At 42.3% G+C, this 26,004-nt stretch carries 27 protein-coding genes; 19 read left to right on the plus strand and 8 right to left on the minus strand.

Features of this window, described 5'->3' with window-relative positions:
• Positions 1 to 31 precede the first annotated feature (31 nt).
• The 13 genes from KR50_RS04235 to KR50_RS04295 all read left to right on the plus strand — a co-directional run bounded on the left by KR50_RS04235 (position 32) and on the right by KR50_RS04295 (position 12,228).
• Entirely contained in the window at positions 32 to 607 is a 576-nt protein-coding gene (locus KR50_RS04235) for a GNAT family N-acetyltransferase (protein ID WP_041055288.1), read from the plus strand.
• Complete coding sequence (locus tag KR50_RS04240) at positions 604 to 1,131, plus strand: AAA family ATPase (protein WP_041055291.1); 528 nt, start codon at positions 604 to 606, stop codon at positions 1,129 to 1,131. The genes KR50_RS04235 and KR50_RS04240 overlap by 4 nt, the downstream gene beginning before the upstream one ends.
• A gap of 208 nt (positions 1,132 to 1,339) precedes the next feature.
• Entirely contained in the window at positions 1,340 to 2,200 is an 861-nt protein-coding gene (locus tag KR50_RS04245; protein WP_041055293.1) for a MurR/RpiR family transcriptional regulator, read from the plus strand.
• Positions 2,201 to 2,259: 59 nt separating this feature from the next.
• The gene (locus KR50_RS04250) at positions 2,260 to 3,099 is read left to right on the plus strand and encodes a transporter substrate-binding domain-containing protein (RefSeq protein WP_041055296.1); all 840 of its coding nucleotides are present in this window, start codon (positions 2,260 to 2,262) and stop codon (positions 3,097 to 3,099) included.
• Between the two features lie 30 nt (positions 3,100 to 3,129).
• Positions 3,130 to 3,798 (plus strand): amino acid ABC transporter permease, encoded by a 669-nt coding sequence (locus tag KR50_RS04255; RefSeq protein WP_041055299.1) that lies wholly within the window; start codon positions 3,130 to 3,132, stop codon positions 3,796 to 3,798.
• 14 nt (positions 3,799 to 3,812) lie between these two features.
• Positions 3,813 to 4,535 carry an amino acid ABC transporter ATP-binding protein gene (locus KR50_RS04260; protein WP_041055301.1) on the plus strand — a complete coding sequence of 241 codons (723 nt, stop codon included), beginning with the start codon at positions 3,813 to 3,815 and terminating at the stop codon, positions 4,533 to 4,535.
• A gap of 234 nt (positions 4,536 to 4,769) precedes the next feature.
• On the plus strand, positions 4,770 to 5,630 hold the full coding sequence (locus KR50_RS04265) for a PPK2 family polyphosphate kinase (RefSeq protein WP_041055304.1): 861 nt from the start codon (positions 4,770 to 4,772) through the stop codon (positions 5,628 to 5,630).
• Positions 5,631 to 5,878: 248 nt separating this feature from the next.
• Positions 5,879 to 6,553, plus strand: a complete 675-nt coding sequence (locus tag KR50_RS04270; RefSeq protein ID WP_041055307.1) for a response regulator transcription factor — start codon at positions 5,879 to 5,881, stop codon at positions 6,551 to 6,553.
• Between the two features lie 3 nt (positions 6,554 to 6,556).
• The gene (locus KR50_RS04275; RefSeq protein ID WP_041055309.1) at positions 6,557 to 7,972 is read left to right on the plus strand and encodes a sensor histidine kinase; all 1,416 of its coding nucleotides are present in this window, start codon (positions 6,557 to 6,559) and stop codon (positions 7,970 to 7,972) included.
• The gene (locus tag KR50_RS04280; protein ID WP_041055311.1) at positions 7,969 to 8,526 is read left to right on the plus strand and encodes an SCO family protein; all 558 of its coding nucleotides are present in this window, start codon (positions 7,969 to 7,971) and stop codon (positions 8,524 to 8,526) included. Before KR50_RS04275 ends, KR50_RS04280 begins: the two co-directional genes overlap by 4 nt.
• A gap of 225 nt (positions 8,527 to 8,751) precedes the next feature.
• On the plus strand, positions 8,752 to 10,149 hold the full coding sequence (locus KR50_RS04285) for a PepSY-associated TM helix domain-containing protein (protein ID WP_041055314.1): 1,398 nt from the start codon (positions 8,752 to 8,754) through the stop codon (positions 10,147 to 10,149).
• 17 nt (positions 10,150 to 10,166) lie between these two features.
• On the plus strand, positions 10,167 to 10,664 hold the full coding sequence (locus tag KR50_RS04290) for a FixH family protein (RefSeq protein ID WP_052476756.1): 498 nt from the start codon (positions 10,167 to 10,169) through the stop codon (positions 10,662 to 10,664).
• Between the two features lie 232 nt (positions 10,665 to 10,896).
• Positions 10,897 to 12,228: a hypothetical protein gene (locus tag KR50_RS04295; protein ID WP_041055319.1), complete on the plus strand. Its 1,332-nt coding sequence runs from the start codon at positions 10,897 to 10,899 to the stop codon at positions 12,226 to 12,228.
• Positions 12,229 to 12,416: 188 nt separating this feature from the next.
• On the opposite strand, the gene mbcS is transcribed toward KR50_RS04295, so the two are convergent.
• Positions 12,417 to 13,985, minus strand: a complete 1,569-nt coding sequence (mbcS, locus tag KR50_RS04300; protein ID WP_041055322.1) for an acyl-CoA synthetase MbcS — start codon at positions 13,983 to 13,985, stop codon at positions 12,417 to 12,419.
• A 269-nt stretch (positions 13,986 to 14,254) separates the two neighbouring features.
• Here mbcS and KR50_RS04305 point away from each other — a divergent pair, with 269 nt between their 5' ends.
• A complete protein-coding gene (locus tag KR50_RS04305) occupies positions 14,255 to 14,884 on the plus strand; it encodes a YczE/YyaS/YitT family protein (protein WP_052476757.1) in 630 nt (209 codons plus the stop codon).
• A 106-nt stretch (positions 14,885 to 14,990) separates the two neighbouring features.
• Entirely contained in the window at positions 14,991 to 15,641 is a 651-nt protein-coding gene (locus KR50_RS04310; protein WP_041055325.1) for a pentapeptide repeat-containing protein, read from the plus strand.
• 45 nt (positions 15,642 to 15,686) lie between these two features.
• Here KR50_RS04310 and KR50_RS04315 read toward each other — a convergent pair whose 3' ends face one another.
• Complete coding sequence (locus tag KR50_RS04315) at positions 15,687 to 16,109, minus strand: RDD family protein (RefSeq protein ID WP_041055328.1); 423 nt, start codon at positions 16,107 to 16,109, stop codon at positions 15,687 to 15,689.
• 214 nt (positions 16,110 to 16,323) lie between these two features.
• On the opposite strand from KR50_RS04315, the gene KR50_RS04320 reads away from it, so the two are divergent.
• Together KR50_RS04320 and KR50_RS04325 are read left to right on the plus strand one after the other, a co-directional pair.
• Positions 16,324 to 16,956 carry a YczE/YyaS/YitT family protein gene (locus KR50_RS04320; protein WP_041055330.1) on the plus strand — a complete coding sequence of 211 codons (633 nt, stop codon included), beginning with the start codon at positions 16,324 to 16,326 and terminating at the stop codon, positions 16,954 to 16,956.
• A gap of 101 nt (positions 16,957 to 17,057) precedes the next feature.
• Positions 17,058 to 17,393 (plus strand): L,D-transpeptidase, encoded by a 336-nt coding sequence (locus KR50_RS04325; protein WP_041055332.1) that lies wholly within the window; start codon positions 17,058 to 17,060, stop codon positions 17,391 to 17,393.
• A gap of 142 nt (positions 17,394 to 17,535) precedes the next feature.
• Here KR50_RS04325 and KR50_RS04330 read toward each other — a convergent pair whose 3' ends face one another.
• From KR50_RS04330 to KR50_RS04355, 6 genes are all read right to left on the minus strand, one after another.
• Complete coding sequence (locus KR50_RS04330) at positions 17,536 to 18,816, minus strand: M48 family metallopeptidase (protein ID WP_041055334.1); 1,281 nt, start codon at positions 18,814 to 18,816, stop codon at positions 17,536 to 17,538.
• A 274-nt stretch (positions 18,817 to 19,090) separates the two neighbouring features.
• Entirely contained in the window at positions 19,091 to 20,422 is a 1,332-nt protein-coding gene (locus KR50_RS04335; RefSeq protein ID WP_041055336.1) for an ABC transporter permease, read from the minus strand.
• Positions 20,419 to 21,111 carry an ABC transporter ATP-binding protein gene (locus KR50_RS04340; protein WP_041055338.1) on the minus strand — a complete coding sequence of 231 codons (693 nt, stop codon included), beginning with the start codon at positions 21,109 to 21,111 and terminating at the stop codon, positions 20,419 to 20,421. Before KR50_RS04340 ends, KR50_RS04335 begins: the two co-directional genes overlap by 4 nt.
• 91 nt (positions 21,112 to 21,202) lie before the next feature.
• Positions 21,203 to 23,176, minus strand: coding sequence for a DUF6449 domain-containing protein (locus tag KR50_RS04345; protein ID WP_041055340.1), 1,974 nt, complete (start codon positions 23,174 to 23,176; stop codon positions 21,203 to 21,205).
• Complete coding sequence (locus KR50_RS04350; RefSeq protein ID WP_041055342.1) at positions 23,148 to 24,050, minus strand: ABC transporter ATP-binding protein; 903 nt, start codon at positions 24,048 to 24,050, stop codon at positions 23,148 to 23,150. The genes KR50_RS04345 and KR50_RS04350 overlap by 29 nt, the downstream gene beginning before the upstream one ends.
• Positions 24,043 to 24,429 carry a GntR family transcriptional regulator gene (locus tag KR50_RS04355; RefSeq protein WP_041055344.1) on the minus strand — a complete coding sequence of 129 codons (387 nt, stop codon included), beginning with the start codon at positions 24,427 to 24,429 and terminating at the stop codon, positions 24,043 to 24,045. The genes KR50_RS04350 and KR50_RS04355 overlap by 8 nt, the downstream gene beginning before the upstream one ends.
• Positions 24,430 to 25,274: 845 nt before the next feature.
• On the opposite strand from KR50_RS04355, the gene KR50_RS04360 reads away from it, so the two are divergent.
• Both KR50_RS04360 and KR50_RS04365 read left to right on the plus strand, forming a co-directional pair.
• Positions 25,275 to 25,484, plus strand: coding sequence for a helix-turn-helix transcriptional regulator (locus KR50_RS04360; protein ID WP_041055346.1), 210 nt, complete (start codon positions 25,275 to 25,277; stop codon positions 25,482 to 25,484).
• On the plus strand, positions 25,481 to 25,969 hold the full coding sequence (locus KR50_RS04365; protein WP_041055349.1) for a hypothetical protein: 489 nt from the start codon (positions 25,481 to 25,483) through the stop codon (positions 25,967 to 25,969). Before KR50_RS04360 ends, KR50_RS04365 begins: the two co-directional genes overlap by 4 nt.
• Positions 25,970 to 26,004 lie beyond the last annotated feature (35 nt).

Raw genomic sequence — 26,004 nt, forward strand, 5'->3', positions numbered from 1 at the left:
AAAAACAAGAAGAAGTGTGTGGAGGATTAAAATGAATCAAATTTTAATTGATTTTCCTGATCAATTTGAAACAGACCGATTAATTGTCCGTTCAGCAAAGCCCGGAGACGGCTCTAAGGTATGGGAAGCAGTGAATGCTTCACGCAAGGAACTGAAGCCCTGGCTTGCTTTTGCGTCTCATGAGGCCACAGCGGAAGAAACGGAAATTAATATAAGAGAATCATATACTAAGTTTCTAGCGAGAGAAGACTTGAGACTGCTCGTGTTTTTAAAGAATTCTGGTGAGTTTGTAGCTTCTTCCGGTCTGCACCGGATCAATTGGGACGTCCGCAGATTTGAAATCGGCTATTGGATCGACAGCAGGATGAGCGGACAGGGCTATATGACTGAAGCGGTGGAGGGGATTGCCCGTTTTGCTTTTACTACACTTGACGCACAACGGGTAGAAATCAGATGCGATGCTGAAAATAAAAAAAGCAGGTCAATTCCTGAGAAACTGGGGTTTGAACTGGAAGGTATCCTGAAAAATAATGAGTTAAACCCGTTGTCGAAAAAGCCGATTGACACATGCGTTTATGCAAAAGTCATAAGGCAGCGTAACGGATGAAACAAACTGTTTATGTGATATCAGGGCCAGCAGGAGCAGGGAAATCCACTCTGTCAAAAGCACTTGTTCATATGCTTCCCAGAAGCGCCCGTATTGAAGGGGATATAGTGAATCATATGGTTGCAGGCGGATACAAACCTCCTTGGAAAAGTGAGTGCCTGCTTGAACTGACTTGGAAAAACATTGCGGATCTCTCCCATAACTTTGTTCAGGCAGGGATGGATGTCGTCATCGACTATGTTGCGTTTCCTCATGAAGTCAGCCATTTAAAACAAAAACTCAAAGAAGAAACTGGCTGTACGATTAAATACATTGTTTTACAGGTGGAAGACCAGGAACTGGTACGAAGAGATCGTCTGCGGCCCGCATCACAACAAATGGGTCCTCGCTCAATTGAGTTGGCACGTCAATTTCGTGAAAGCGGGGTAAACGAAACGTTTATACTGGATACTACCGCAGTGCACGATGATCATTTGGATAAAGTCTGTCAAGAAATTCGTACAAATGATCGTTATGTACTATAAAAATGAATTTTAATTAGAGCTTTCTTTGCATTTAACAGATGCAGAGAAAGCTATTTTTTTTTGCGAAAAAGGACAGAAAAAACGATCTTTATAATTAACGAAATAAAGGAAAAATGCATAAAATTCTGTTATTGGGTTGCAGGATTCCCTTCATAAAGGTACAATTGAACTAAGTTTTCAGAATTGTTTTGAGGTTGGGGGCTTAGAAATGCAGGAAATACTGCAAAAACTGGAGGAATCATATCCTCATTTAAGCGCAGGTCAAAAGAAGGTGGCAAAACTATTTTTTGAAGAACCTGGTGTGATTGCTTTCTCTTCAGCACTTGAAGCGGGAAAACACGTCAATGTGAGTGAATCGACTGTGATCCGTTTGACACAAAAAATTGGCTACAAGGGGTATACGGAAGCGCAGCATATTATACAGCGGAAATTGGCAGAGGAAAGGTGGAAAAAGCTTCAGCCTGAGAACAAAATACTCAGCGAAGATCAGACATTTCTTCACAATCTGCTCGATGCAGATATTGCGAATATTTCAAAGCTGAAGGAAACGTTGAAGGAAGAGATTCTTTTAAAGGTTGTTGAACACATTAGTGGTGCAAGAAAAATCTATGTGACGAGCAATTTTTTCAGTTTTGGTCTTGGGCATTTATTTGTTCAGTGGCTCAATATGGCGCTTGATAATACAGAAATGCTGATGCAGGGGGACACGCAGTACTATCAGCAGCTCTCGAAAATTGGAGAGCAGGATTTAGTGCTCGCGCTCGCATTTCCCCGGTACACCAAAAACATTATTGAAACCGTTCAAACCGCAAAACAGCAGGGGGCAACGGTTATTACGATTACAGATCAACTAGATTCACCAGTCACAGTTCATTCAGACCTTGTCTTAGAGGCAGCGATGAATTCAAATCTCAATATTGATTCTTTCACAGCAGCGCTCTCACTTCTTACCTCTATTATGAGATTTGTTTCGGTTAAAGATCATGAAAAAGTAAAAGAAAACGTAAGCCGTGTGGAGAAGATGTACGTGGAAAAAGAGATTTTCTTCGACTCCTCCCATTCAAAATAAGGGTAAAAAAGCAGAATTTAATAAGAGAAAACGTAACTTTACAAAAGGGGAGATTACTCATGAAAAAACTTACACTATTTGGTACAGCAGCACTTTCTGCAAGCCTAGTTTTAGCAGCATGTGGAAGCGATGATTCAGAAGAAACATCAGGATCAGACGGTTCTGAAGAGGCCGGCAGTGAATTCAATCTGAAGGAAGAAGGACAACTCACTTTTGCATCAAGCGGATTGTATAAACCGTTCAACTATGAAGAAGGCGGCGAACTGAAGGGCTTCGATGTTGAAATTGGAAAGGCAATAGCAGAGCAAATGGGACTTGAGCCTAACCCGATTACAACTCCTTGGGAAACGATTTTACAGGGACTGACCGGCGAGCGATTTGACGCGATCATTGGAAGCATGGCGATTACAAACGAACGTGCAGAGCAGGTCGACTTTTCTGATCCCTACTATTACTCTGGCGGAATGATTTTTGTTGCAGAAGGCAATGAAGAAATTACATCAGCAGAGGATCTTGAAGGAAAGAAAATCGGCGTAGTTGCCCAAAGTACGTACGATGAAGCTGCACAGGAATATACAGAGGACATTCAATATTACAACAGTGACGTTGTGGCGCTGAATGACCTTGAAATTGAAGGACGTCTGGATGCCGTTATAACAGCGGATGTTGTAGGCTTTGAAGCAATGGCAGCCGGTCTTGGCATTAAAGATGTTGGGGACCCACTGTGGATTGAGCAGGCAGCAATTGCCGTAAACAAAGACAATCCTGAGCTTCTTGAGGCAATCAACGAAGCACTTGCAGAAATTCAGGAAGATGGGACTTATGACGATATTTCTACGAATCTATTTGATCGTAACCTTTTAGATGTAGATCTGGAAGGAATTGAAATTTTAGAATAAAAAGTCCAAGAGTTAGGAAGGTGCAGCCTCATGCCGGAGATTTTAGTAACATTATATGAAGTGTTAAAACGGACTTATCCTGGATTTTTGGATGCCGTGGTCATCACCCTCCAGCTGACTGCAGTTGGAGTGGTGCTTGGCTCTTTACTGGGGCTGTTTTTTGCTTTACTTAAGCTATCCAAGTCAAAGCCCCTGCAGTGGATTGCAAATATTTATATTACAGTTATAAGGGGAACACCCTTAATTGTACAAATTACATTTTTATATTTTGGAATCGTAGAATTTGTTACTCTATCAAATTTCTGGGCAGGTGCGATCGCTTTAGGGGTGCATAATGGTGCCTATATTGCAGAGATTTTCCGTGGTGCCATTCAAGGCATTGATAAAGGGCAGTCAGAAGCAAGCAGCTCACTTGGAATGAGCAAAACACAGACCATGAAACGAATTGTGTTTCCACAGGCTTTAAAGCGTTCCATTCCGCCGCTTGGCAACCAGTTTATCATCGCGCTAAAGGATTCTTCTCTCGTTTATGTAATTGGAGTAGCAGAGTTGTTCTCCATTGCAAACCGGGAAGCGGCACAATCCTTCCAGCCTTTTGAAACGTATCTGGTTGTTGGACTGTATTATTTAGTTCTGGTTATGATCTTTTCATTCCTGCTTCGTTTATATGAAAACAAACTTGATGTTGATAAGGATTAAGGGGGAGGTCATATATGCTAACAGCAAAAAATATCCACAAGTCATTTGGTGAGTTAGAAGTGTTAAAGGGGATTGATCTCCAGGTGGAGCCGCAGGAAGTAGTCGTACTTGTAGGCGTCAGTGGATCTGGAAAAAGCACGCTTCTCCGTTGCTTTAACTTTCTGGAGATGATTAACAGTGGTGAGATTATCATTGATGGAAAACAAATTAATGGGAAAAAAGATAACTTAAACAAAATACGGGCGGAAGTCGGAATGGTGTTTCAGCATTTTAATTTATTCCCGCATAAAACCGTACTCGAAAATATTATCGAAGCACCGATGCAGGTCAAGAAAAAGAAAAAAGCGGACGCCATCAAGCATGCGAAGCAGCTGCTTGAAAAAGTAGGGCTGTCGGATAAAGCAGATGTGTATCCAAGCAAGCTGTCAGGCGGTCAAAAGCAGCGGGTAGCGATCGCCCGGTCTCTAGCGATGGAGCCGAAGGTCATGCTGTTTGATGAACCAACCTCTGCTCTGGATCCTGAATTGGTCAGCGAAGTGCTTGCCGTTATGAAACAGTTAGCCGAAGAAGGAATGACCATGGTGGTGGTCACCCACGAAATGAGATTTGCAAAGGAAGTAGCGGACCGCATCATTATGCTTGATGAAGGACGAATTATTGAATCCGCTGATCCGAAAACATTTTTTGAAAACCCATCTCATGACCGCACAAGGCAGTTTATTCAGCTGGTGGAATAAAAGGGAAAATCGTATAGAGCATCTGCATGAAAGTTATATTTCGTGCAGATGCTCTATTTTTTTCCGGCTAGAAAATGAACCAGCTCGCTGTGTTCATCCACTACGTTGTGTAAAGCACGCTGTTTGTGTTTTCATAAACAAGGGTATTTAGGAAGACGATATAAAAAAAACAAAATCGTACTTTCCAAAACGGACGCAGTGTTCTCCTGTTTAATGGAAGGCTGGGAGGAACCAATGGACATCAGCAAATACAAGGTAGATGGCGATCAACAAGTAAAATTACAGGAATTCGCCACATCAGAAGATCACGGCATTGATGAAAAAGAACTTCGTGAAAAACAAATCCCTGATCGTGTAAAAAAATTGAAAGAACTGCACTTGCGTTTGCACGCTGAAGAGAAAAAAGGCATCGTGGTGGTACTGCAGGCGATGGATGCTGCAGGGAAAGACGAGGCCATCAGTTATATTTTCTCTAATTTAAATGCACAAGGACTAAAAACGACATCCTTTCAAAAACCATCAGACACCGAAAAGAGTCATGACTATCTTTGGCGCATTCGGGAAGGACTTCCTGCCAGGGGACAGGTCGGCATTCTAAATCGGTCTCATTATGAGGAAGTCATTGCACCGAGAATACATGATTTACTAGGTGATGAAGTCATACCAGACAATACCGAAAAAGAAAAAGTGTGGTCATTGCGCTTCCGCCAAATAAATGATTTTGAACAATATATGGTGGAAAACGGCTTTGAAGTCGTCAAATTTTTCTTTAATATGTCAAAAGAAGAACAAAAGAAACGATTGCTTGAACGGATGAAAGATCCCGAAAAGAATTGGGAATTTTCGTTCCGAGATGTGGAAGAACGACAGCACTGGGACAGCTACCAGGAAATTTTTGAAGACATGCTCAACCATACCTCCACAGAAGCTGCACCGTGGTATATCCTCCCTGCAGACGATGAGTGGTACTCACGCTCCATTATTACGGAAGCGATGATTCAATGTCTGGAAAAAATAGATCCTCAGTTTCCTGAAATTTCTCAGGAAAACCAGGATAAGCTGGATCAATACATTAAGCAGCTGGAGAATGAATAAAACAATTCAGTAAACTGTACTTGAGGTGTTAAGTAAAATAAAGGGAAGTGACTTTGCATTGCGCTAAAGTCATTTCCCTTTTTTATGCCGCCTAAGATTGTCAACTCCTCCTCGCTGGATAAACATCCACCTGAACCGGAAAGGCACCGGTCCTTTTACAGGACCAGTTTAAAAAGTGCGGAAACTTTCACATTAACTTCACAGGAAATTGGTAAAATAGCCGTATCAATGCGAAACGGGGAATTCACATGAGTGTGCGAAAAGTAATCATCGTGGATGATGAAGAAGCAATGAGAAAACTGATCAAATCGTTTCTGGTTACAGAAGGCTATCACGTCTATGAAGCAGCGCATGGGCTCGATGCCCTATCCATTATACGCGCTGAACAACCGGATTTGATTTTGGCAGATATCATGATGCCGTTCATGGACGGCTATGCATTAACAGAAGAAATAAGAAAGACGTCTCAAACACCCATTATCTTCTTATCCGCTAAAGGAGAAGATCTGGATAAAGTGAAAGGGTTGCGTCTTGGGGCGGATGATTATATTGTAAAGCCGTTTCATTCAGAAGAGCTGCTGGCAAGAATTGAAACCGTTTTACGCAGAACAGATCCTCATTTTAAAAAGGGGAAAGTAGCGAAGGCGGGTCCTGTCGCGCTTGATTTAACAAGTCATCGTGTCTTTATAGAAGAAGAAGAAATCAGGCTGACGATTAAAGAATATAAGCTTTTGTCTTTGCTGGTCACGAATAAAAATAGTCTCGTATCAAGAGAATATTTAATGGAGACAGTATGGGGGCTTGAGTACAGCGGAACGGAACGTACGGTCGATACACATATTAAAACGCTGCGGATGAAGATGAAACAGCATGGAGAACGAATTAAGACAGTATGGGGATTAGGCTACAAACTTGAGGTGTAAGGATTGAAAAAAAGCAAATTGAACTTTAGCAGGAAAATTGTTCTGCTGCTTGTTGGCAGCGTGGCGCTATCATTGGTTTTTTCATTTGTATTTTTATATTTTCTATATAAGGATCTGTATTTAAATACGGTTCGTGAATCAGTAGAATACCAGGGTCAGCGAACGGCAGCCCACTACCATTATGGAGAGTTAAGCGAAGAAATTATTGAAAAAATCCACTGGTATAACGTAGTTTCAGAATATGAGGTCATCGTGGTGGATGAACTTGATGAATTGAACAATTCTTTTCCGTACCTGATAGGAAAGGAGAATCTGGTAACGGAAGAAGACGAAACCCTGCTTCTTCAAGGCGAGTCCATCATGAAGGAAGGCTATGTTGAGAATTTCCGAAGAGAAGTGATCGGAGCTATTTATCCGATTAACGACGGGGACAATGTCATTGGGTTTATTTATATTTATGTGCCCCTTGCTGGTCTGTCCCAGGTATTTGGAAGCAGTATTCCACTTCTTTTTGGAATCGGGATTCTGTTTTTTCTCGGCGTAGCATATCTAATAAGACGCATCCAAAAAACTCTTTTTCAGCCGCTGGTTTCCATCCAGGACATGTCAAAAGAAGTGTCAAAAGGAAACTACAAAAACCGTCTTGCGATCAGACAGATGGATGAGATTGGACAGATGGCCACAGCTTTTAATGAAATGAGTGAAGCACTTGAATACCAGGAAGAAAGAAAAAGAGAATTTCTTTCAAATGTTGTACATGAACTCAGGACGCCGTTAACGTATATTAATGGCTACACAGAAGCGCTGAAAAACGAATTATATGCTTCCCCGCAAGAAGAAAAGCAGTACCTCGAAACGATTGAACAGGAGGTAGGAAGGTTAAAAAAGCTTCTTTCCGATTTAGTTGATTTAAATCATTTGCAGGATGATTTGTTCCATTTTGACAATGAACCAATCGCCTTGGGCGGTCTGCTTTATGAAACAGCCGAACTTTTCAAAATTCTCGCAGCAAAAAAAGAAATCAAGATGGAATTTGATGTGGACGAAGAGCTGATCATTTTAAATGATGCCAAACGCATCCAGCAAATCTTTTATAACTTAATGGATAATGCGGTGAAATATTCACATGACAAATCAATCGTCTATCTGAGACTTCAAGCCGTGGAAGATCACTTCGTGTTTGAAGTCACAAATAATGGACATGCACTCTCAAAGGAGGAGAAGGACCGGATGGGAGAACGCTTTTTCAGAACAGACCGGGCGAGAAACCGTGGAACGGGCGGGACAGGGCTTGGGCTGTCAATTGTGAAAGAAATTGTGCGGATTCAGAACGGAACGTTTACGGTTACAAGTAATGAAAGTGGAGAAATTAATGTGGCGGTCGAGCTTCCGGTACAAACGGAGGAACACTCAGAATGAAAAAGAGACTGGCTGGGTTCTTCTTTATTTTGCTTCTGAGCGGCTGCTCCCTTTTTCAGGAAGAGGGCCCAACTGTCAGCCCCTTTACTTTTATAAATCAGCACGGAGAGCGTTTTGGACTCGAAGACCTGGAAGGAAAGGTATGGATTGCTGATTTTATCTTTACAAATTGCGAGACCGTCTGCCCTCCCATGACTTCCACGTTGAGTGATCTGCAAAAGACGTTAAAAGAGGAGGGGCTGGAAGTGGAGCTTGTTTCCTTTAGCGTCGATCCGGAGGTGGATTCACCGGAGCGACTGAAAGAGTATCTATCGTCCTTTACAGAGGAAGATGTGAATTGGAACCTGCTCACAGGTTATTCCCAAGAGCAAATTGAAGCGTTCGCCCTAGAGGAATTCCAGACCCTGGTGAGTAAGCCGGATGAGACAGATCAAGTACTTCATGGAGTGAACTTTTATGTGGTGAATCCTGAAGGGATGATCGTAGAAGAAGTCAGCTTTACAGATTCAGATGCAACGGAGAAGATTATGAAGGAAGTAAAAAGGTATCAATAAACTAAGAGTACTTTCACAAAGGGATTCACGTGTGAAGGTATTCTTCCTTTATTTGTTCATATACATGCCACAAATGAGTGGAAAAATCATTTTTGTGCATTTTCTTCATAGTTATTTCACATTCTTTTTGTATGGTAGAAAAGGACAAAGGCAACCTTGTAAAAATGAATAACCCCATACAAGAATGTGAACGATGATAGAAGAACATAAGAATGGAGAAAAAACATGAATGAGTTAAAACAGGAATACACCGCCACACCTTCACCAAAAAAAAGCAAAGCTTCCTGGTATCAGGCGGTTTGGCGCTGGCATTTCTATGCAGGTCTTTTTGCAGCTCCTTTTTTACTTATCCTTGCTTTCAGCGGGGGCGTGTATCTTTTTAAACCCCAAATTGAGGGGATGCTGTATCAGGAACAATTTGAAGTGAACGAAATGGGATCACAAGTGCTGGCTCCGGCAAGTATAACCGCGGCAGTTCAGGAAAGTTACCCAGACGCTGCTATTTCAACTTATAAGGTGTATGAAGAAGCAGATCGAACAGTTGAAGTAGGGGTAATGGATGGCGGCATTGCAAAATCAGTGTATGTCAATCCGTATAATGGAGATGTACAAGGAGAACTGATTACGAGCGAAAAGTTCACGGAGCTATTTAAAAAGCTTCATAGCGAATTAATCGTAGGCGGCACATTTGCGAACCGATTAGTTGAACTGGCTGCTTGCTGGACCATTCTTCTTCTATTAACAGGTTTATATCTTTGGTGGCCGAGAAAGTTAAAATCAATATGGGGAGTAGTTCTGCCGCGTTTTAACGCAAGAGGAAGAACCTTCTGGCGTGATCTTCATGCAGTCCCGGCATTTTGGTTTTCAATCATGATTGTCATCCTGATTGCGACAGGTCTTCCATGGTCTGGTATTATGGGGGAGCAAATAAATAAGCTTGCCACTTCAACAAACAGCGGGTATCCTGCATTTGCTCATTCTTTCGGAGAAAAGCCGGCTTCCCCTGTCCGTGCAGAAGAGGTAGCAGAAGATGTCCCTTGGGCATCGCAAAACGATGTGGTTCCAGTGTCAGCGGTTGGAGGATATCAGACTATTTCCATTGACGATGCATCGATGATTGCCTCTATGGAAAATGTGGCCAAGCCCTATACAATCTCGATGCCAATGGGAGAAGAGGGAGTTTACACCATTGCCACCTCTCATTCTGTCCCGTGGGATAATGCCACCCTTCATTTAGACCAATACAGCGGGGGTATTTTGTCAGATGTGCGTTTTGCTGATTACGGGTTAATGGCTCAGGGAATCACAGCCGGCATTGCGCTGCATGAAGGCAGACTGTTCGGCTGGCTGAATCAGGCACTTGGTCTGGTTACGTGTTTGGCCATTATCGGTATTGTCATCAGCTCATTTGTCATGTGGAGAAAAAGAAAGCCTGATGGACTGGGCGCTCCTAAAAAGCCGATAAGTAAAAAAGCATCACGCACCATTTTTATCTTAATGATTGCAGGCGGGATTTTAATGCCTCTTGTAGGAGTCTCGATTATAGCAGTACTATTAGTTGATTTCTTTATTGTAAAAAAAATACCGGCTGTTAATCGTTGGTTTCATGGGAAAACAGCTTAGATTAGGAAGTGGAAAAGTTGAAAAAGTGGATGATCGGTACAGTTGCCTGTTTAGGAATGATGTTGTCGGCATGTGGAGAAGAAAGCGAACCGCAATCCCAAGAATCAGAAACGCCTCAGGTAGTAGAAGCGGAGATTGTTATTCCGGAAGATATTGAGGCCGAGGAAGCTGCCAAGCTGCAAGTGGAAGTATCCCAGGGTGGCGAAGCGGTAGAAGATGCGCATGAGGTGATCTTTGAGATTTGGAATGATGTAGAAGGCGAAGAAAGCGAGCAGCACGAAGCTGAACATATAGGAGAAGGAGTATATGAAATTGATTACACCTTTGATGAAGACAGCATCTATTCTGTGCAGACCCATATTACAGCCAGAGATATGCACGTCATGCCCAAAAAACAATTTACAGTCGGTGAGGTAACAGAAGAGCAAATGAAAACGGCAGAAGAAAATGCTGAAAATCAAAAAAGCAATCATATGGAATCAGAAGATGGAGACGACAGCGGTCACGATCACTAAGTGTTAATCCTTCTAATAGAATGGAGTGGGTCCGGAATGTCAGTGAAAGCTGATATTCCGGACTTTTTTTGTTTATAATTTGTGCCATTTATTCATTATAAATCTCCCTCTTTCGACTAAAGCTGAGAAAAAATAAAAACTTTTTTAAAAAAAGTGATCTAAATCAAAATCTTCTCCGTTTACTTAGTGTATTGAAAAACAGAACATACTAGAAAAGGAGAGTGACGTTAAGATGAAAATGAACAAAATCGCAGCATCCGTTTTAGGTTTATCATTATTGGTACCAGCAGTAGGACAAGCACAGGAGGGGCCAACTGTAAATGACCCGGCAGCAGATTTAAGAGCAGACTTGGATTACTTGCTTTCCGAGCATTTTGTTTTAGCAACGAACGCAATGGTAAAAGACTACATGGATTCTCCTGACTCAGAAGCTTACAATAAGGCACTTGATCAAAATGCAGCTGACATGACACCAGCGATTGCTTCTATTTATGGAGATGAAGGTGCAGCAGAATTTGAACGTATTTTCAGAGGCCACAATGACTACACGGCTGATCTTGTAGAGGCAGCACAATCCGGAGATGAAGAAGCTCGTGCAGCTGCAGAAGCAGAAGTAGAAGAATTCGTCATTGAATTCTCAACATTCCTGGATGCAGCAACAGAAGGAAATCTTCCACAGGAAGCAGCTGAAGAAGTCCTTCGCACTCATGAGATGGACGTTCTATCTTTCTTTGACAGCTATGTAGCGGAAGATTACGAAGCAGCTTATGGAACATTCCGTGAAGGTTATGACCGTATGTATGATATTTCAGCAGCTTTATCTGGAGCAATTACTACACAGTTCCCTGATAAATTTGGTGATTACAAAGTAGATTCAGCTACTTCTGATCTTCGCTCAACACTTAACAATTTAGCAGCAGAGCATCATGCACTTGCTGTAATGGGACTTAAGAGCGGAGTAGATGGCGCACCTAACTATGACTTTGTTACATGGGCTGAAGATATGCATACACAAGACTTTAAAGCAGTAATGGCTTCTGTTTATGGTGAAGAAGGAGCAGCAGCATTTGAAGATGTATGGACTGCAAACCATATTGAAGCTGAAGGTAATCTAGTATCTGCTTATATTGCTGAAGATGAAGAAGCAATCACAGCAGCAAAAGCGCAATTTGAAACATTTTCAAACGACTTTGGTGCATTCCTTGGAACAGCAACAGAAGAAAATCTTCCAACTGAAGATGCTCAAGCAGCAGTATGGGGACATGAAGAATTAAAGCAGGCATCACTTGATGAGCACGTTGCTGGAGACTATGAAGCATCTGTTAACACATTCCGTGAAGGTTACGCTTACATGTATGGTGTAGGTGAATCTCTTGGAAATGCGATCGTAGCACAAAACCCTGATATGTTTACAAACACTGAAATGCCGGAAGAAATGCCAAATGCCGGTATGGGCGGAAGCCAGCAGGGATCTTCTAACATGGTATGGGTAGGCGTTAGTGCAGCAGCATCCGTTCTTGCAGCAGCATTCTTCTTCCTTCGCCGTAAAGAAGAACAAGCGTAATAACCAGAAATAAATAGTGAGAATGGTTTAATCAGCCGGCTGAAAATCCTTCAGCCGGTTTTTTAGTATGCAAAAAACAATAATTTCTTAAAAGAACAATATAAAACTCTTTTTCAATAATCAGTTCAACAGACAAAAAAACTGCCGAAAGTCAGTGGACTACTGATCATCCGGCAGCTTGAAAAAGTTTAGTTCTGGCGAAGCTCTACTCTTCTGATTTTTCCTGAAGCTGTCTTGGGCATCTCACGAATAAATTCAATTTCTCTAGGGTACTTGTAGGGTGCAGTCATTTCCTTTGTATGAGCCTGCAGCTCCTTGATCAATTCCTCATGACCCTTCTCTTCAGAGTCCTTAAGAACAACGAACGCTTTAACAATGCTTCCTCTGATTTCATCCGGTGCTGCAACCACTGCACATTCGCGTACAGACGGGTGTTTTAAAAGGGCATCCTCTACTTCAAAAGGTCCAATCGTGTAGCCTGAACTGATGATAATGTCATCGCTTCTTCCTTCAAACCAGAAGTAGCCATCCTCATCACGTGTGGCCTGATCACCGGTTAAATACCATTCGCCCCTGAACGCTTTTTGAGTGCGCTCATGATCATTCAGGTATTCCTTAAATAGGGCAGGGCAGTCCCGATGAACGGCAATATCCCCGACCTCACCCGTTTTCGCCGGCTGTCCGTGCTCATCAATAATATCAACCGGATTGCCCGGCGTCGGTTTGCCCATGGAGCCTGGCTTGATCTCCATGCTCTGCAGGTTACAGACGAGCAGCGTGTTTTCTGTTTGCCCATAGCCATCTCGAAGGTGGATATTGAAGGCTTTCACAAAGGCTTCCATGACAGGCCGGTTCAGTGGTTCGCCTGCTGAAACGGCACTTTTTAAATGCGGCAGCTGATAGGTATTAAGATCATCGACTTTCGCCATTAATCTGTATTCGGTTGGAGTGCAGCATAAAACCTGGATTTTCTCTTTCTCCAAAATAGACAAATATGTATGGGCATCAAAGCCGCCATTATAGACAAACGCAGTGGCACCGAGCGTGATGGTGGATAAAAACGGACTCCAAATCCATTTTTGCCAGCCTGGAGCAGCGGTAGCCCAAACAAGATCGCCTTCTTCCACACCAAGCCACTCCTTAGCGGCGGTCCGGACATGCGCGTAGCCCCAGCCGTGGGTATGTACAACTCCTTTTGGGTTTCCTGTCGTTCCGGAAGTATACGATAAAATAGCAGTATCATGCCGGCTGGTTTTTTCACCTTCGTACGATGTACTTTCCTTTGAGGCCAACTTTTCAAAGGACTGCCATCCATCCTCCTGTCCACCGACAATCAGCTTGGTTTGAAGAGCCGGATAATTCCCATCGATGCCATTAACCTCAGAAGTAGTTTGATGAAAAGCAATAATACCTTTTGCCTCCGCATGCTCAATTCGGTAAATTAAATCTTTTTTTCGCAGCATTTCAGAGCACGGGATAGCAATAATTCCTGCTTTTAAGCATGCCAGATAGCTCATATATGCTTCAGGTATGCGCGGCAGCAGGATAAGAACTTTATCTCCTTTTTCAATCCCCAGCCTCTTTAAGGCAAGTGCGAACTGATTCGTGCCCTCAACCAGTTCTTTGTACGTAACATCCCGGCGGTTGCCGCTTGCATCTGTCCATTTAATCGCCAAACGACTGTTGTCTTGTGCGAATTGATCCACTTCTTCAGCGATGTTGTATTGTTCTGGTGCAATCAAATGTTGAAACGTCATCATCCATTCCTCCAAACGATCCCCCGTCCTCAACATGAGGAAGCAGCATCCAAGTTAGTTTATTTAGCATAAAAAAATTTCGTTCTTTCCCTTCCTACTGATTGTATATGCTTTTAAAAATAACAGTCAAGAATGTTATTTTACTATTCTAAAAATAATGACAAGTATTATTCTGGATGTCTAACATTTATCACAGATAGGGTGTATGCTCTAACACAATTTTGATACACTTGTAAAAGAAGCTAGTTTGCAGAGAAGAAGGGATACTGTTGAAAGATAAATTCACGCTTGGCATGTTTTACACAATTGGATTAATTCTATTGTCTTTTGGCATCTCTATGATGATTTTGGCCGATTTAGGTGCAGGGCCATGGGATGCTTTATATGTTGCACTTGCGGATCAGATTGGGTTAACTGTAGGAACGTGGATTTTAATTACAGGTTTTATCCTGATTGTGGTGAATGCGGTGCTTATGAGGAAGATGCCGGATTTCTATGCGGTCATTACCATTTTTATCATGGGATTTCTCATTGATTTTTGGCTGCTGTTTATTTTCGCAGAGCTGAAAGCAGAAGTGCTAATGAGAAGTTTTATGCTGGGCGGGGGAATCTTGATCATCGCTGCCGGCGTGTCACTTTATCTGCAAGCCAATTTTGCAAAAAATCCGATTGATGGATTGATGGTGGCTGTTCATTTTCGGACAGGTTTAAGCTTATCACGGTCCAAAACGGTCCTCGAGGTAGCTGTACTCGTTGTCGCACTGCTGATCGGTGGACCCATTGGTGTAGGAACGGTCATTGTTGCATTTGGCATTGGACCTTTAATTGGGCTCTTCTTTATCCCTGCTGAAAAAATGAAGGCACGCATGCTCCTTCAGCCGGCCGTGATGCAAAAATAATGCCCGGGCAGCAGAAAATAATAAAAAGAAAAGACTTATAAATCCGTTATGCGCCTGCTACAGTTAAGTGGACTAGAGTTAATTTAAAAGGCAGAAGGTGAACGGCATGAAGAAAAAATCTAAAATAGAACGACCGGTCGTTTCTGCAAAAATAGGGCAGGGCCGTTTTAATGATATTTATTCTGAAGAGGAACTTTATCTGGCCGATGTTATGATTGAAAATGAAGTGATCGGTCCGGAGACGCTGACCAATTTGGAATTAACGCGTGTTGTTTTTAAGCATGTCGTGTTTGAAGAAGTGGTTTTTGACAAAGCTGATTGGACGGATGTTTCCTTTGAACATTGTGACCTGTCAAACAGTAAAATTACAAACGCATCCCTGCACCGTGTTTCATTCCAGGAATGCAAGCTTATCGGAATTGAAATTTCTGAATCGAACTGGATTCATGTGTCCATGAACGAGTGCATTGGAAATTTTAGCAATATCGTGGAATCCCGCCTTAAGCTCGTCAAGTTCAGCGAAACCTTGATGAACAATGCAAGCTTTTATGATAACGAACTCCTTCATGTGGAGATGGAGCGTTGTGAACTGGAGGATGCCAGTTTTATTGAAATGCCGATGAGCGGGCTTGATATCAGCACATGCAGCTTCGAAAAAATCAATGTAGCGAAAGAGCAGCTGGCAGGATGCACAGTTGCACCGCATCAGGCAATTGAGTTTTCGAAGCTTATGGGACTGATCGTTACTAATGAATAAATGTAAAAACAACGCTGCCCTTGTTAAAGGAGAGCGTTGTTTTTATTATGACGAATGAACTACCCGGGTTCCTGCAATCAAGTCGTGAATCGCCCGCTTATCTTCTCTAAATAGGACAAGGAATGCACTGACGATAATCGAAATGCCGAATGTGACGAAGGATAATAAGTATAGTCCAGCCACTTCTCTGAAAAACATATTGAGGAATGTCAGCTTTTCATTATCCATTCGTTTAATTTTAATTCCCATCATCCGTTTACCAATGACGTAGCCGCCCCAAAGTAGCGGTGTAATCGTCAGGTAAAGATAATAGAGGATATCCCACGTCCAATTGCTCATGCTAGTAAAAGAAATTTCGCCAGTGATAAAGTAAATAATGAGTGAAAAGGGAACGAATATAAGTAAGCCATCAAGAAAATTTGCAAACAGACGAACCCAAAAGCCTGCGGGATTTGTTTCCCGAATCATGATTTTTCCTCCTTTCTTTTTTGTTAAGGAGGAACTGTTGCTTGCCAATAATCGCCTCATGTTTTAGCGTACTATATTCGAAAGGTAAATAAAAGATTAGTATGAAAATTCTTACAACTAACACTGCCGGTTTAAAGGGTAAAAATAGTAGTGGTCCGTACCTCTTAGGACATGATAAGATAAGCAGGTACGATTAAATAGAAGAGGTGTCACCATGAGAAGTGGGTTTATCATAGGAATGTTTTATTTACTTGGGTTATTGTTGTTGTCGTTTGGAATCAGCACGATGATCGTAGCGGATCTCGGGGTAGGACCGTGGGATGCGCTATATGTTGGATTAGCCGAAACGATTGGTTTTACCGTAGGAACATGGGTGTTTATTTTAGGAATACTGTTAATTTTGCTTAACGGCTTTCTAATGAAACGGGTACCGGATTTCCTGGCGATTATCACAATCTTTTTGATCGGGGTCTTTATGGACTTCTGGCTGCTCGTTGCATTTGCAGGAATAGAGTCACTGGCAATGCCGCTCAGGGCTTTCATGCTAACAGCAGGAGTCGCGATCATTGGCCTTGGCATCGCTTGTTATTTACAGGCTGATTTTGCCCGTAACCCGATCGACTCTTTAATGATGGCGATTCAGCACCGGACAGGGAAAAGTCTCGCTGTATCAAAGACCATGATGGAGGTCAGTGTACTTGTACTGGCATTTTTATTTGGCGGCCCAATTGGATTAGGTACACTTCTAGTCGCTTTTTCCATGGGCGCTCTTATTCAGCTCTTTATCAAGCCTGTTACCGCTATTCGCAAGCGTTTAACAAACGAGCAGGAAGTCGTTATAAATTAATCAAAAACCTCACCGTTCAGCTGAAACGGTGAGGTTTTTTGTGATTGATTTTCATTCCCTTCATACAGTGATAAGAGCGCATATGTAAAGGAGGAATAGGCATGACCCTTTGGATCGATGTATCAGTACCTAAGCGGGAGCTCACCCTATATGATGCCAGTGAGGTGATTAAACGGTATCCTATTGCTGTCGGCAAGATGCTGACGCCTACTCCAAGAGGCAACTATATGATCGTTAACAAAGAAGAAAATCCGGGAGGTCCATACGGTGACATGTGGATGGGTTTGTCCAAGCCCCATTACGGCATACATGGAACCGACAATCCTGCATCAATCGGGACGGAAGCTTCACAGGGCTGCATACGCATGTACAACGAAGACGCCGTCGAACTCGCTTACACAGTCCCGCTTGGAACGAATGTATACATTCATAATTAAACGGTATTGGAATGGAAGTGAGGTAAAGCGTGAAAGGGGCCAGGTCCCTTTAATGCGTTACCTAACTAGAAAAAGAAAAAATCCAACCTGCATCGATTTCTGAACAGAATTCGATGCAGACTGGATTTTTCTTTGATTGTCGTTAATTGCTGTTTTGAATACCAAGTACTTCTTTAAATTCTTCTTCAGTAGAGACGTTTAAAAGCGAGTAGGCACTATCACCTTCAGAATCTTCTGCAACGGGGTCAGCTCCGTATTGATAGAGCAGAGCTGCAAGCTCATCATTTTCGTTGGAAACCGCAAGGACGATCGGAGAGGTGAAAGTATCCGATGCATTAGGATCAGCGCCTTCTTCAAGCAATAATTGTGCAGCATCATTTTGAGATGCGTAGACTGCATACATTAAAGGTGTGGAACCATCGGTATCTGTTTCCTCAATGTCCTCACCGTCTGCAATCAAATCTTCCATGATTTCAAGCTCTCCATAGGATGCAGCGTCCATTAGTGGAGAAGCGCTTTCGTATTCTTCAAATTCTTCGCCAGGCAGCAAGGAAGCAAAAACAGTTGTACCGACTGTGAATGCGAGAAGAACGGCAATGTAGGCGCCAAACAGTCCCCCAAAAAGCAGACTTGCTCCCACTGCAATTTTTCTAAAGTTCGGCCGGTAGAGAGGAGTGGTTTCATTGTTCATGAACAATCCCACTGATTGAATGCGCTTTGGCAATAAAGGATGAGTAGATAAAATTTCACTTAGCCAAACGGCTCCATTCGATTCAGAACGGATCTGTTCAAGATAGGCATCTTCATTTACTTCTCTCGCGATTAGTTTCCCCGCACCCAAAATAGTTAATGCGCGCTTTGCCGCCTCACCATCACCTGTCATATAGGCAGCTTCCCGATCACATGTGTATTCACAAGAACGGCTGTACGCCTGAGAAAGAAACGGCAGTAACTGAGCGGGCATGAGTAAAATGTTTTTCCACACGTGCCGCCGCTTAATATGTGCAAGCTCGTGAGCAATAATAAAGTCAAGCTCTGCTGAACCCTGCTGTCTGGCAAGCTCAAAAACTTCCGAATAAAGCACCACCATATTACGGCCGAAAAAGCGGGTGGCAAAAGCATTCAAGGCGCCTTCTGATTGAATCACAAATACATCAGGCGTTTTCTTTAACCCCATTTTAGAGGACAGTTCCTCAACGCGCTCGTATACATCTCCAAACTGCTGATGGCTGATGCGAATTCCGTTTCCGCGTATGGACCCAAGCATCGTGGCGTTCATGAACAGCACCACAGCTAAAACGGCGAGAGCAATTCCAATTCCTATAATAGAAATAATAGCAATAAGATAAATTATTGCGCTGTAAACAGCACCAATCACAAAATAAATCGTTTCTCTTTCTGATTTTACTGGCCCCGCCGTCATATTCCAAATACCTCTTTTCATGGTTTAATTTTACAACCCTATTTTACTTTAAGGCAGAAGGGGTGCGGGGTCAATAGAGTACGAGACAAAAAAATCCTCCACCATAAGGGTGAAGGATTGGGATGATTAAGTGTTTTTTTCTTTTGTTCCGGCTGCTTTAGAATCAAGCGTAGTGGTTTTAACTATATCTTCCGCAAGTACTGACCCGCATATTACGCTTAGTTAATGATAAAGTAAAGGGAGTTAAACAAATGTTTGATTGAAAGAAAATTTTCTAGATTTCTCTTCGCATCGCCTTCAGCACATCAATCTCTGTAGCACGTTTTGCCGGACGCAAGCCGGAAAGGATGGTAACAAGCAGGCAAATCACGACCGCTATCACAATTAATAGTGGAGGGATGGATGAAAATTGCAGACCTGCAGGCATTTCTTCATCAAACGCTGCTTCCAGGATCAGAGGAAGCCCAAAGTTCACCAGAATACTAATTACATAGGCAGCAGCAATGCCAATCGCTGCACCAATCAGACCAATGTAGCTGCTTTCGAGAATAAAAATCCGCTTAATTACTTTAGGACTTGCTCCAATGGCTTTCATAATGCCGATATCAGGCGCCCGTTCTGTAACCGCCATTGTCATTGTATTATATATGCCAATAGAAGCTATTAAGATGGCGATGGTGCCAATGAAGATCAATCCTGCTTTTGCAATGGTGAACAAGGTATTCATTTGTTCCATTTCATTTACAATGGAGTAGGACATATAATTCTGATCTTCAAGTTGTTCGCTTACATTTTTCACACTTTCAAGATCGCTTGCAATAACCGTAACCTGGTCGTAGGGGACTTCTTCAGCAGAAACGTCTTCAAAAGTAGAAGGATCCATTAATGCTGCGCCAGGGGTGCCGGTAAAGGTCTCCAATTCGTCCAGCAAATCGTCGGTTATGTAGACATGTTGGTCCCATTCCCATTCGCGGCCAGGCGCCTTCATTACACCCACAATCTTGACATCAAATTCTTCAGTGGTTTCTTGATCACCGTCTGTTTTGGCGATCTCCATCGTAAAGATTTGCCCGATTACATTCTCATCAAATTGCAGCTCTTCTTTGATGAGTCCGTCTTCGTTATATAGTTCATCGGGATTTCCTTCTGTTGGAGTTAATAAAGGAATAAAATGATGCCCAACTACCACCTCATCGGCAGCCTCTGGTAATCTGCCTTCTGCGAGCTCAGCACCTGAGGCAATCTCAGATGGAAAATGAGCGGCAACAGTCGGAGCATAGGCTTGGAAATCGTCCACTGAATAAATTGCCTCCTGCTGTACAGATTTTTGTCGTGTAACAGCACGGACGCCTTCCAATTCTTCAAATTTGGCAATATCCTGATCTGTTATCCCCTGTCCTTCCTCGCCGCCATAGACCTCTACTTCATTAATCGTCCGGTTTTCCAGCGTATCTCTTAAAATAGAGTCATGCAGTCCAAAGGCAACGGAGGCAAGAACGATTAAAAATGCACACCCCATAGCCGTGGCGAGAACGGTCATGAACACACGAATTTTATTTTTTTTCATATTTTGAAGAATAAAACGAAACTGATCTTTGAGTTTCATGAAAACACCACGCTTTCCACCATTTTTCCGTCTGCAAGTGTAATCGTCCGATCGCCAATCCTGGCTACTTCGTCGTCATGTGTGATAATCAGAAAGGTGATGCCCATCTCCTTGTTCAACTCCTGAATAAAGCGAAGCAGATCTTCTTCTGTTTCACTGTCGAGACTTCCTGTTGGCTCATCCGCTAAAATAAGGGGAGGCTCGAGAACAAGTGCACGGGCAATGGAGACGCGCTGCTGCTGACCGCCTGATAATTCGCTTGGGTAGTGCCCTGAAAAGTCCTCAAGGCGGACTTTTTTCAGCATATCAAGCGTCATCTTTTTTCGTGCCTGTTCACTAATGCCCTTTAAGATAAGAGGGAGCTCAATATTTTGATACGCTGTCATACTTGGGATCAGCTGAAAGTTTTGAAAGATAAAGCCCATATGCTGCAATCGAAATTCGGCAAACTCACTTTCATCAAACTCACTCACTTTTTGATTCTGAATGATAATTTCTCCCTGAGTCGGGCGGATAAAGCCGCTGATTAAGTTTAAAAGAGTGGATTTACCTGATCCGCTGCGGCCCACAATGGTTACAATTTCACCTGCACGTACATGAAAAGAAATATTCTCTAACACGGACAGTGAGGTTTGATCTCCTTTTTTTCCTAAAGTAAAGTGATGGGAAAGCTGGTTAATATCAATCATTTAGTACCCTCCTTAAAGTATAATTCCATTTTGGGACCGATTTTGGCAAAATGAAAGAAGGGACCCGTGCTCGAGTACCCTTCTTTACTTGTTATGGCAAAGGAAGTGCGTCCTTAATAAAGTCAGGTGCATTTTCTGCAGTAAAGCTCAGCGTAGTGTAGCTGCCGTTTTGCGGAACAATCACGGTGTAATCTCTTCCGGCTCCCTTTGTAACGGCAGAATAGATTTCCTGAATTTCCTCGTTTTCCGTTGCGATATATTTTGGATCGGGCAGCTGGTTGATGTCTCCATTGTTATATAAGATCTCATCGTATTCCATACTCCAGTCGCCGGTCCATTCCGGCACAACGATCACACTTTCCAGCTCTTCAGGTGCAAGCATTCCTTCTGTGTAATTATTTTCCTTAAGCCATTCAATCGTATTTGTATAATCCATGTAGAGAGAAATACCTGGAGGAAATTGGTGATCTTCGTCCAGCCCTTCAAAGAAGATACTTCCCAAATAATTGTCGTTACCTGATGAAAATTGCCAGCGGCTCGGCGTTTCCCGCACGTCTTTCTCAATGGCATCCATCAGTTCCCCGATTTGATCGATATCTGTAATTCGCGTTTCTTCAGCCGAATTGTTAAGACTAAGACTTAAATATGAAATTTCGTTATTCTGCTGCATTCTAAAAATCGGTTCATTCATTAGCTTGTATTCCTCGTTCCGACGCAACTCTTCGGTAAGGTCAGCAACAAGTTCATAGGGAACACGGTATTCTCTCGATAATGTCCCACCGTCCTTCAGCTTATATTCGATGGAAATGAAATCGGTATTGTAGCTATTTGAAACAGCTTCATCGGTGAGTGTTTCATGAATCGCAATGACCTGTTCAATACTTTCTACGCTCTCCATATATCTGACTTCAGAATCCGAATACATATTGTTAATACTGACACTCTGCACTTCGTTTGCTTCAGGTACAGTATTTTCATAAAACCCTGCAGCAAGGTTTACCGGGATGATAAGCAGGGCAACGAATACCCCATAAACCACAAACCCTTTCCAAGGCCACACCAGACGCAGTGTTTTCTGTAAGATCATTTGAAGAATGGTATACCCGATAAATGCTCCAAGAACATAGCCGACTACGGTCCAGGCAAAGTTGCCCTGCTGAATTTCACTAAAGAAAAAGCCTGCTACGAGCATAGCGAAAAAGGTCAGGACATAGAGAAATAAGTAACGGAAGAAAGGGAAGACGATGGTCTGATCCGTTGCTTCTGACGGCCTCTTTGTGTATGCGATATAAGAGGCGGCTGTAAACAGGGCAGCTATCAGTGTGTAGATGGCATACTCCGTTAAGCTGAAAGGATCATCGAGCAGCATCGTCAGCCGGACAAAAAACATTCCGTTTGTCATAATATTTTCAGCATAATTGGTCAGCGCAAGACCTTTTACATAGTATTGGAGATTAAAAAGAACAAGCACAATCAGACCTGCCGGCACAAAAATCATTAAATACGTGAGTCCGGCATGAAGCAGACCGTTGCCAACAAACATTCCAATCGTGATGGTAAAAATAAATAACAAAAGCACGATAAGAAAAGACAGTCCCATCCAACCGAGAATATCAACGAAATTGTAGAATTGGTCATTTAAAAACGGAAGGAGGATGGCAAGCAGGACTCCCGTTATGAGCAGAGGAACAAGCAATGCGGCCGTACCCGCCAAATAGGTATTCGTTAAAATCGTCTGCCGGGTAAAAGGCAGGCTGTGCATAAAATCGGTTGCTGCTTTTTTTGTTGTGAAATTAACGAGAATGATTCCCAGTAAAATAGGGAAGATGGCGTATACAATCAATTGAAAGGCATAGGAAAACTGAAAAACTGGATTAATCTGGTAATTGGAATAAGAAAAGGGGGCTGTAAACTGTCCACTGGCCGCCCTTGTTAAATGATCGATCAGGATGCTGAGCGGAAGCATAATAATAAGGGTCAAAGTGAAAAATACAGCTATCCAGGTGATGGATCGTGCCTGCTGCTGAAACAGTCCTTTATTCCACAATAAGATTCCGGATTTCATAGCCGACACCTCCCAGTTCATAAATAAATATTTCTTCTAACGTCAGCGGCAGCAAATCAAAAATGGCCGGCTGATACGATTCTACATAAGCAGTAATCTCATCGACATTTCCTTTTACGATGCATAAGACTACGCTGCCTCGCTTTTCATAATGAAGCACATCCATTCCATCCAAAAAGCTTTTGTCGGGAACCTTTTTAAAAGCAATTTGAAGTTTATGAATATCCGTTTTCAATTCATCCATATCCCGCTCAAATAAAAGGGTGCCTTTATGCATGATGCCGACATAATCACAAAAGTCCTCCATCTCGCGAAGATTATGGGACGATACAAGCAGGGTAAGGGAGCGGTCAGCGACATCCTGCAAGATCAGGTTCTTCATTTGCTGGCGCACAACAGGATCAAGGCCATCAAACGGTTCATCGAGAATTAAAACGTCAGGCATGGCCGAAAGCGTAAGAATAAACGAAGCCTGGCGCTGCATTCCTTTCGACATGCGGGAAAGCTTTTTATCCGGATCCATTCGTAAATGGGAGGTCAGCTGCTTGAACCGTTTTGCATTCCAATTGGCATAAACCTCTTCATAAAAAGAAGCCATTTGATTTAAAGATGTCTGGTGAAGAAAATAGGGCTGATCAGAAATGAAGAGAACTCGCTGTTTACTATCAGGTATTTCATACACAGGCTGGTCAGAAACAGTAATGCTGCCATGATCCTGTTTATAAATTCCTGCAATCATTTTCAGCAGGGTGGTTTTACCTGCTCCGTTGGATCCAAGCAGGCCGTAGATTGAGCCTTTCCGAACGTGAAGGGAGAGATCATGAACGGCTTGCAGGTCTTCAAATTTTTTATTCACAGCAACCGCTTTAATCATTTTTATCCTCCCTTTCTGCCACTTTGACTTTTTCAATCAGTTGAATCAGCTCATCCTTTGAACCGCCAAGGAACAATATTTCACTCACTATTTTCTCTAAATCCTGCTTCAGCATCTCCAATCGCTCCTTATTAGCATCAATCTGAAATGGTGCTACGAAACTTCCTTTGCCTGGTATGGAATAAATAAATCCTTCCCGCTCAAGCTCGCGGTACGCTTTTTGAATGGTATTGGGATTAATGGTCAGCTCCTGCGCAAGGCTTCGAACTGAAGGCAATTGTTCATCCACCTGCATGACATCACGCATCATCAGCTTCTTCAGCTGATCCATCAGCTGTTCGTATATAGGGACCCGGCTACGCGTATCTAACGTAAACATCCGCACCCTCCTCATTTGAAATGTACTATCTGTATTAGTTATTGTAATACGGTTAATACGGTTGGTCAATAGGAAGAAATGAAAATGTTTTACATTTTTTTCGACAAGTAACTGGGGGAGAGGCTGACAAAACTTTTAAACTGAAGTTGCCACTTACAAATGAAGATGATACAGAAATTGCTGAAGAAAGATGTATTTAAAAAGACAGCGAAGACATTTGCGATTTTGTCCAGCAAGAAAAAGATCGTTGAGTTATCCACATGTTAATAGTTTATTCCGAACAATAGGTTAAAAAACTTGGGAAAGAGTGCATATGTGCATAAGTAATGTGAATAACTCAGCAGGAATTTAAAGTTTTATTCGTCTGACTTATTTTTATATAAAAATGTGGATAAGTTTAGAAGAGCTGACTTCAATGTGGCTTTCTATGTAGAATCGGTTATGCGTTAACTGAATGATCACTTTGAGGTATGCAACGAATTCATGATAGTAAAAAATCGGGTGTTTATTGAGTCCCTTAATAGAACAGGTAGAGAAAAATACGTTTTTTTCTTTACCTGTTTTTGTGTTTTCTCTTAAGATTTTATCTTGGCATAATCAAGAAAAGAACAGGAGGACAGTCGCAACATCAGGATTCCGGCACGACGACTATCCGTACTAAAGCGAAGAAACATTTTACGCAAGCCAAAGCATCGAGTACCGCTGAATAGTACATAGCATTTTCTGTCTCTTTTTATTTATCAAGAAAAGTAAAATAAACCAGTCAAAATGTATAATGAACTTTACAATATGTAAAGTCTGTTATACATTATAGTTAAGCAAAATAGAATAAGGAGGCGTGATATATGGCCATTCGAAATCGGGTAAAAGAACTGCGCGCCAGACATGGACTTACACAAGGGGAGTTGGCAGAAAAAGCAGGTGTAACAAGACAGACCATCGTTTCTCTTGAAAAAGGGAGCTATACACCGTCTTTGCTGCTCGCAATGAATTTATCGGATGTTTTAGGAGAAAAAATAGAAGATATTTTTTATCGGGAAGGGGACGAAACATGAAACGAGTCATTATCGAAATTATTTTAAGTGTGATTTTTTATACACTGCTAGCCTGGGTGCTGAGTGGTGCAGCTCAGATGTTTAGAGCCATCGTGCAATTTGAAGAAACGGATTGGTCACAAGGCGGAGAGTTTTACTTTACTTTTAATTTAATTCCATTTTTTATTTTGGGGTTGTTTTCAATTTTTTACGCGTTTTATTCGTTTAAAACAAGAAGTACAAACAAACGGACGCTTAAATGGATGTTTACTTCTATGACAGAGTACAGCGAAGGGGATGAGCGGGAAAGCATTATCACAAGCAAAGCAACGCGTGCAGGTTATTATACGTATGGGGTTACGGTCCCGATTTTTATGATCATTCTTGTTTTTTCACCCTTTTTCAACGAGCACTTTCCAAGCTATCCATTTTATACGCTTGCTGCGATTTTAAATATCTCGACTATCGTATATGGAGTGGTTTGGGTAAGAGAATATCGGAAATAGCCAAGGGCCGGATTTCCATCCAAAGAAATCCGGCT

The sequence above is a fragment of the Jeotgalibacillus campisalis genome, from assembly GCF_000829515.1.
In the GTDB taxonomy this organism is placed as follows: Bacteria; Bacillota; Bacilli; order Bacillales; family Jeotgalibacillaceae; genus Jeotgalibacillus; species Jeotgalibacillus campisalis.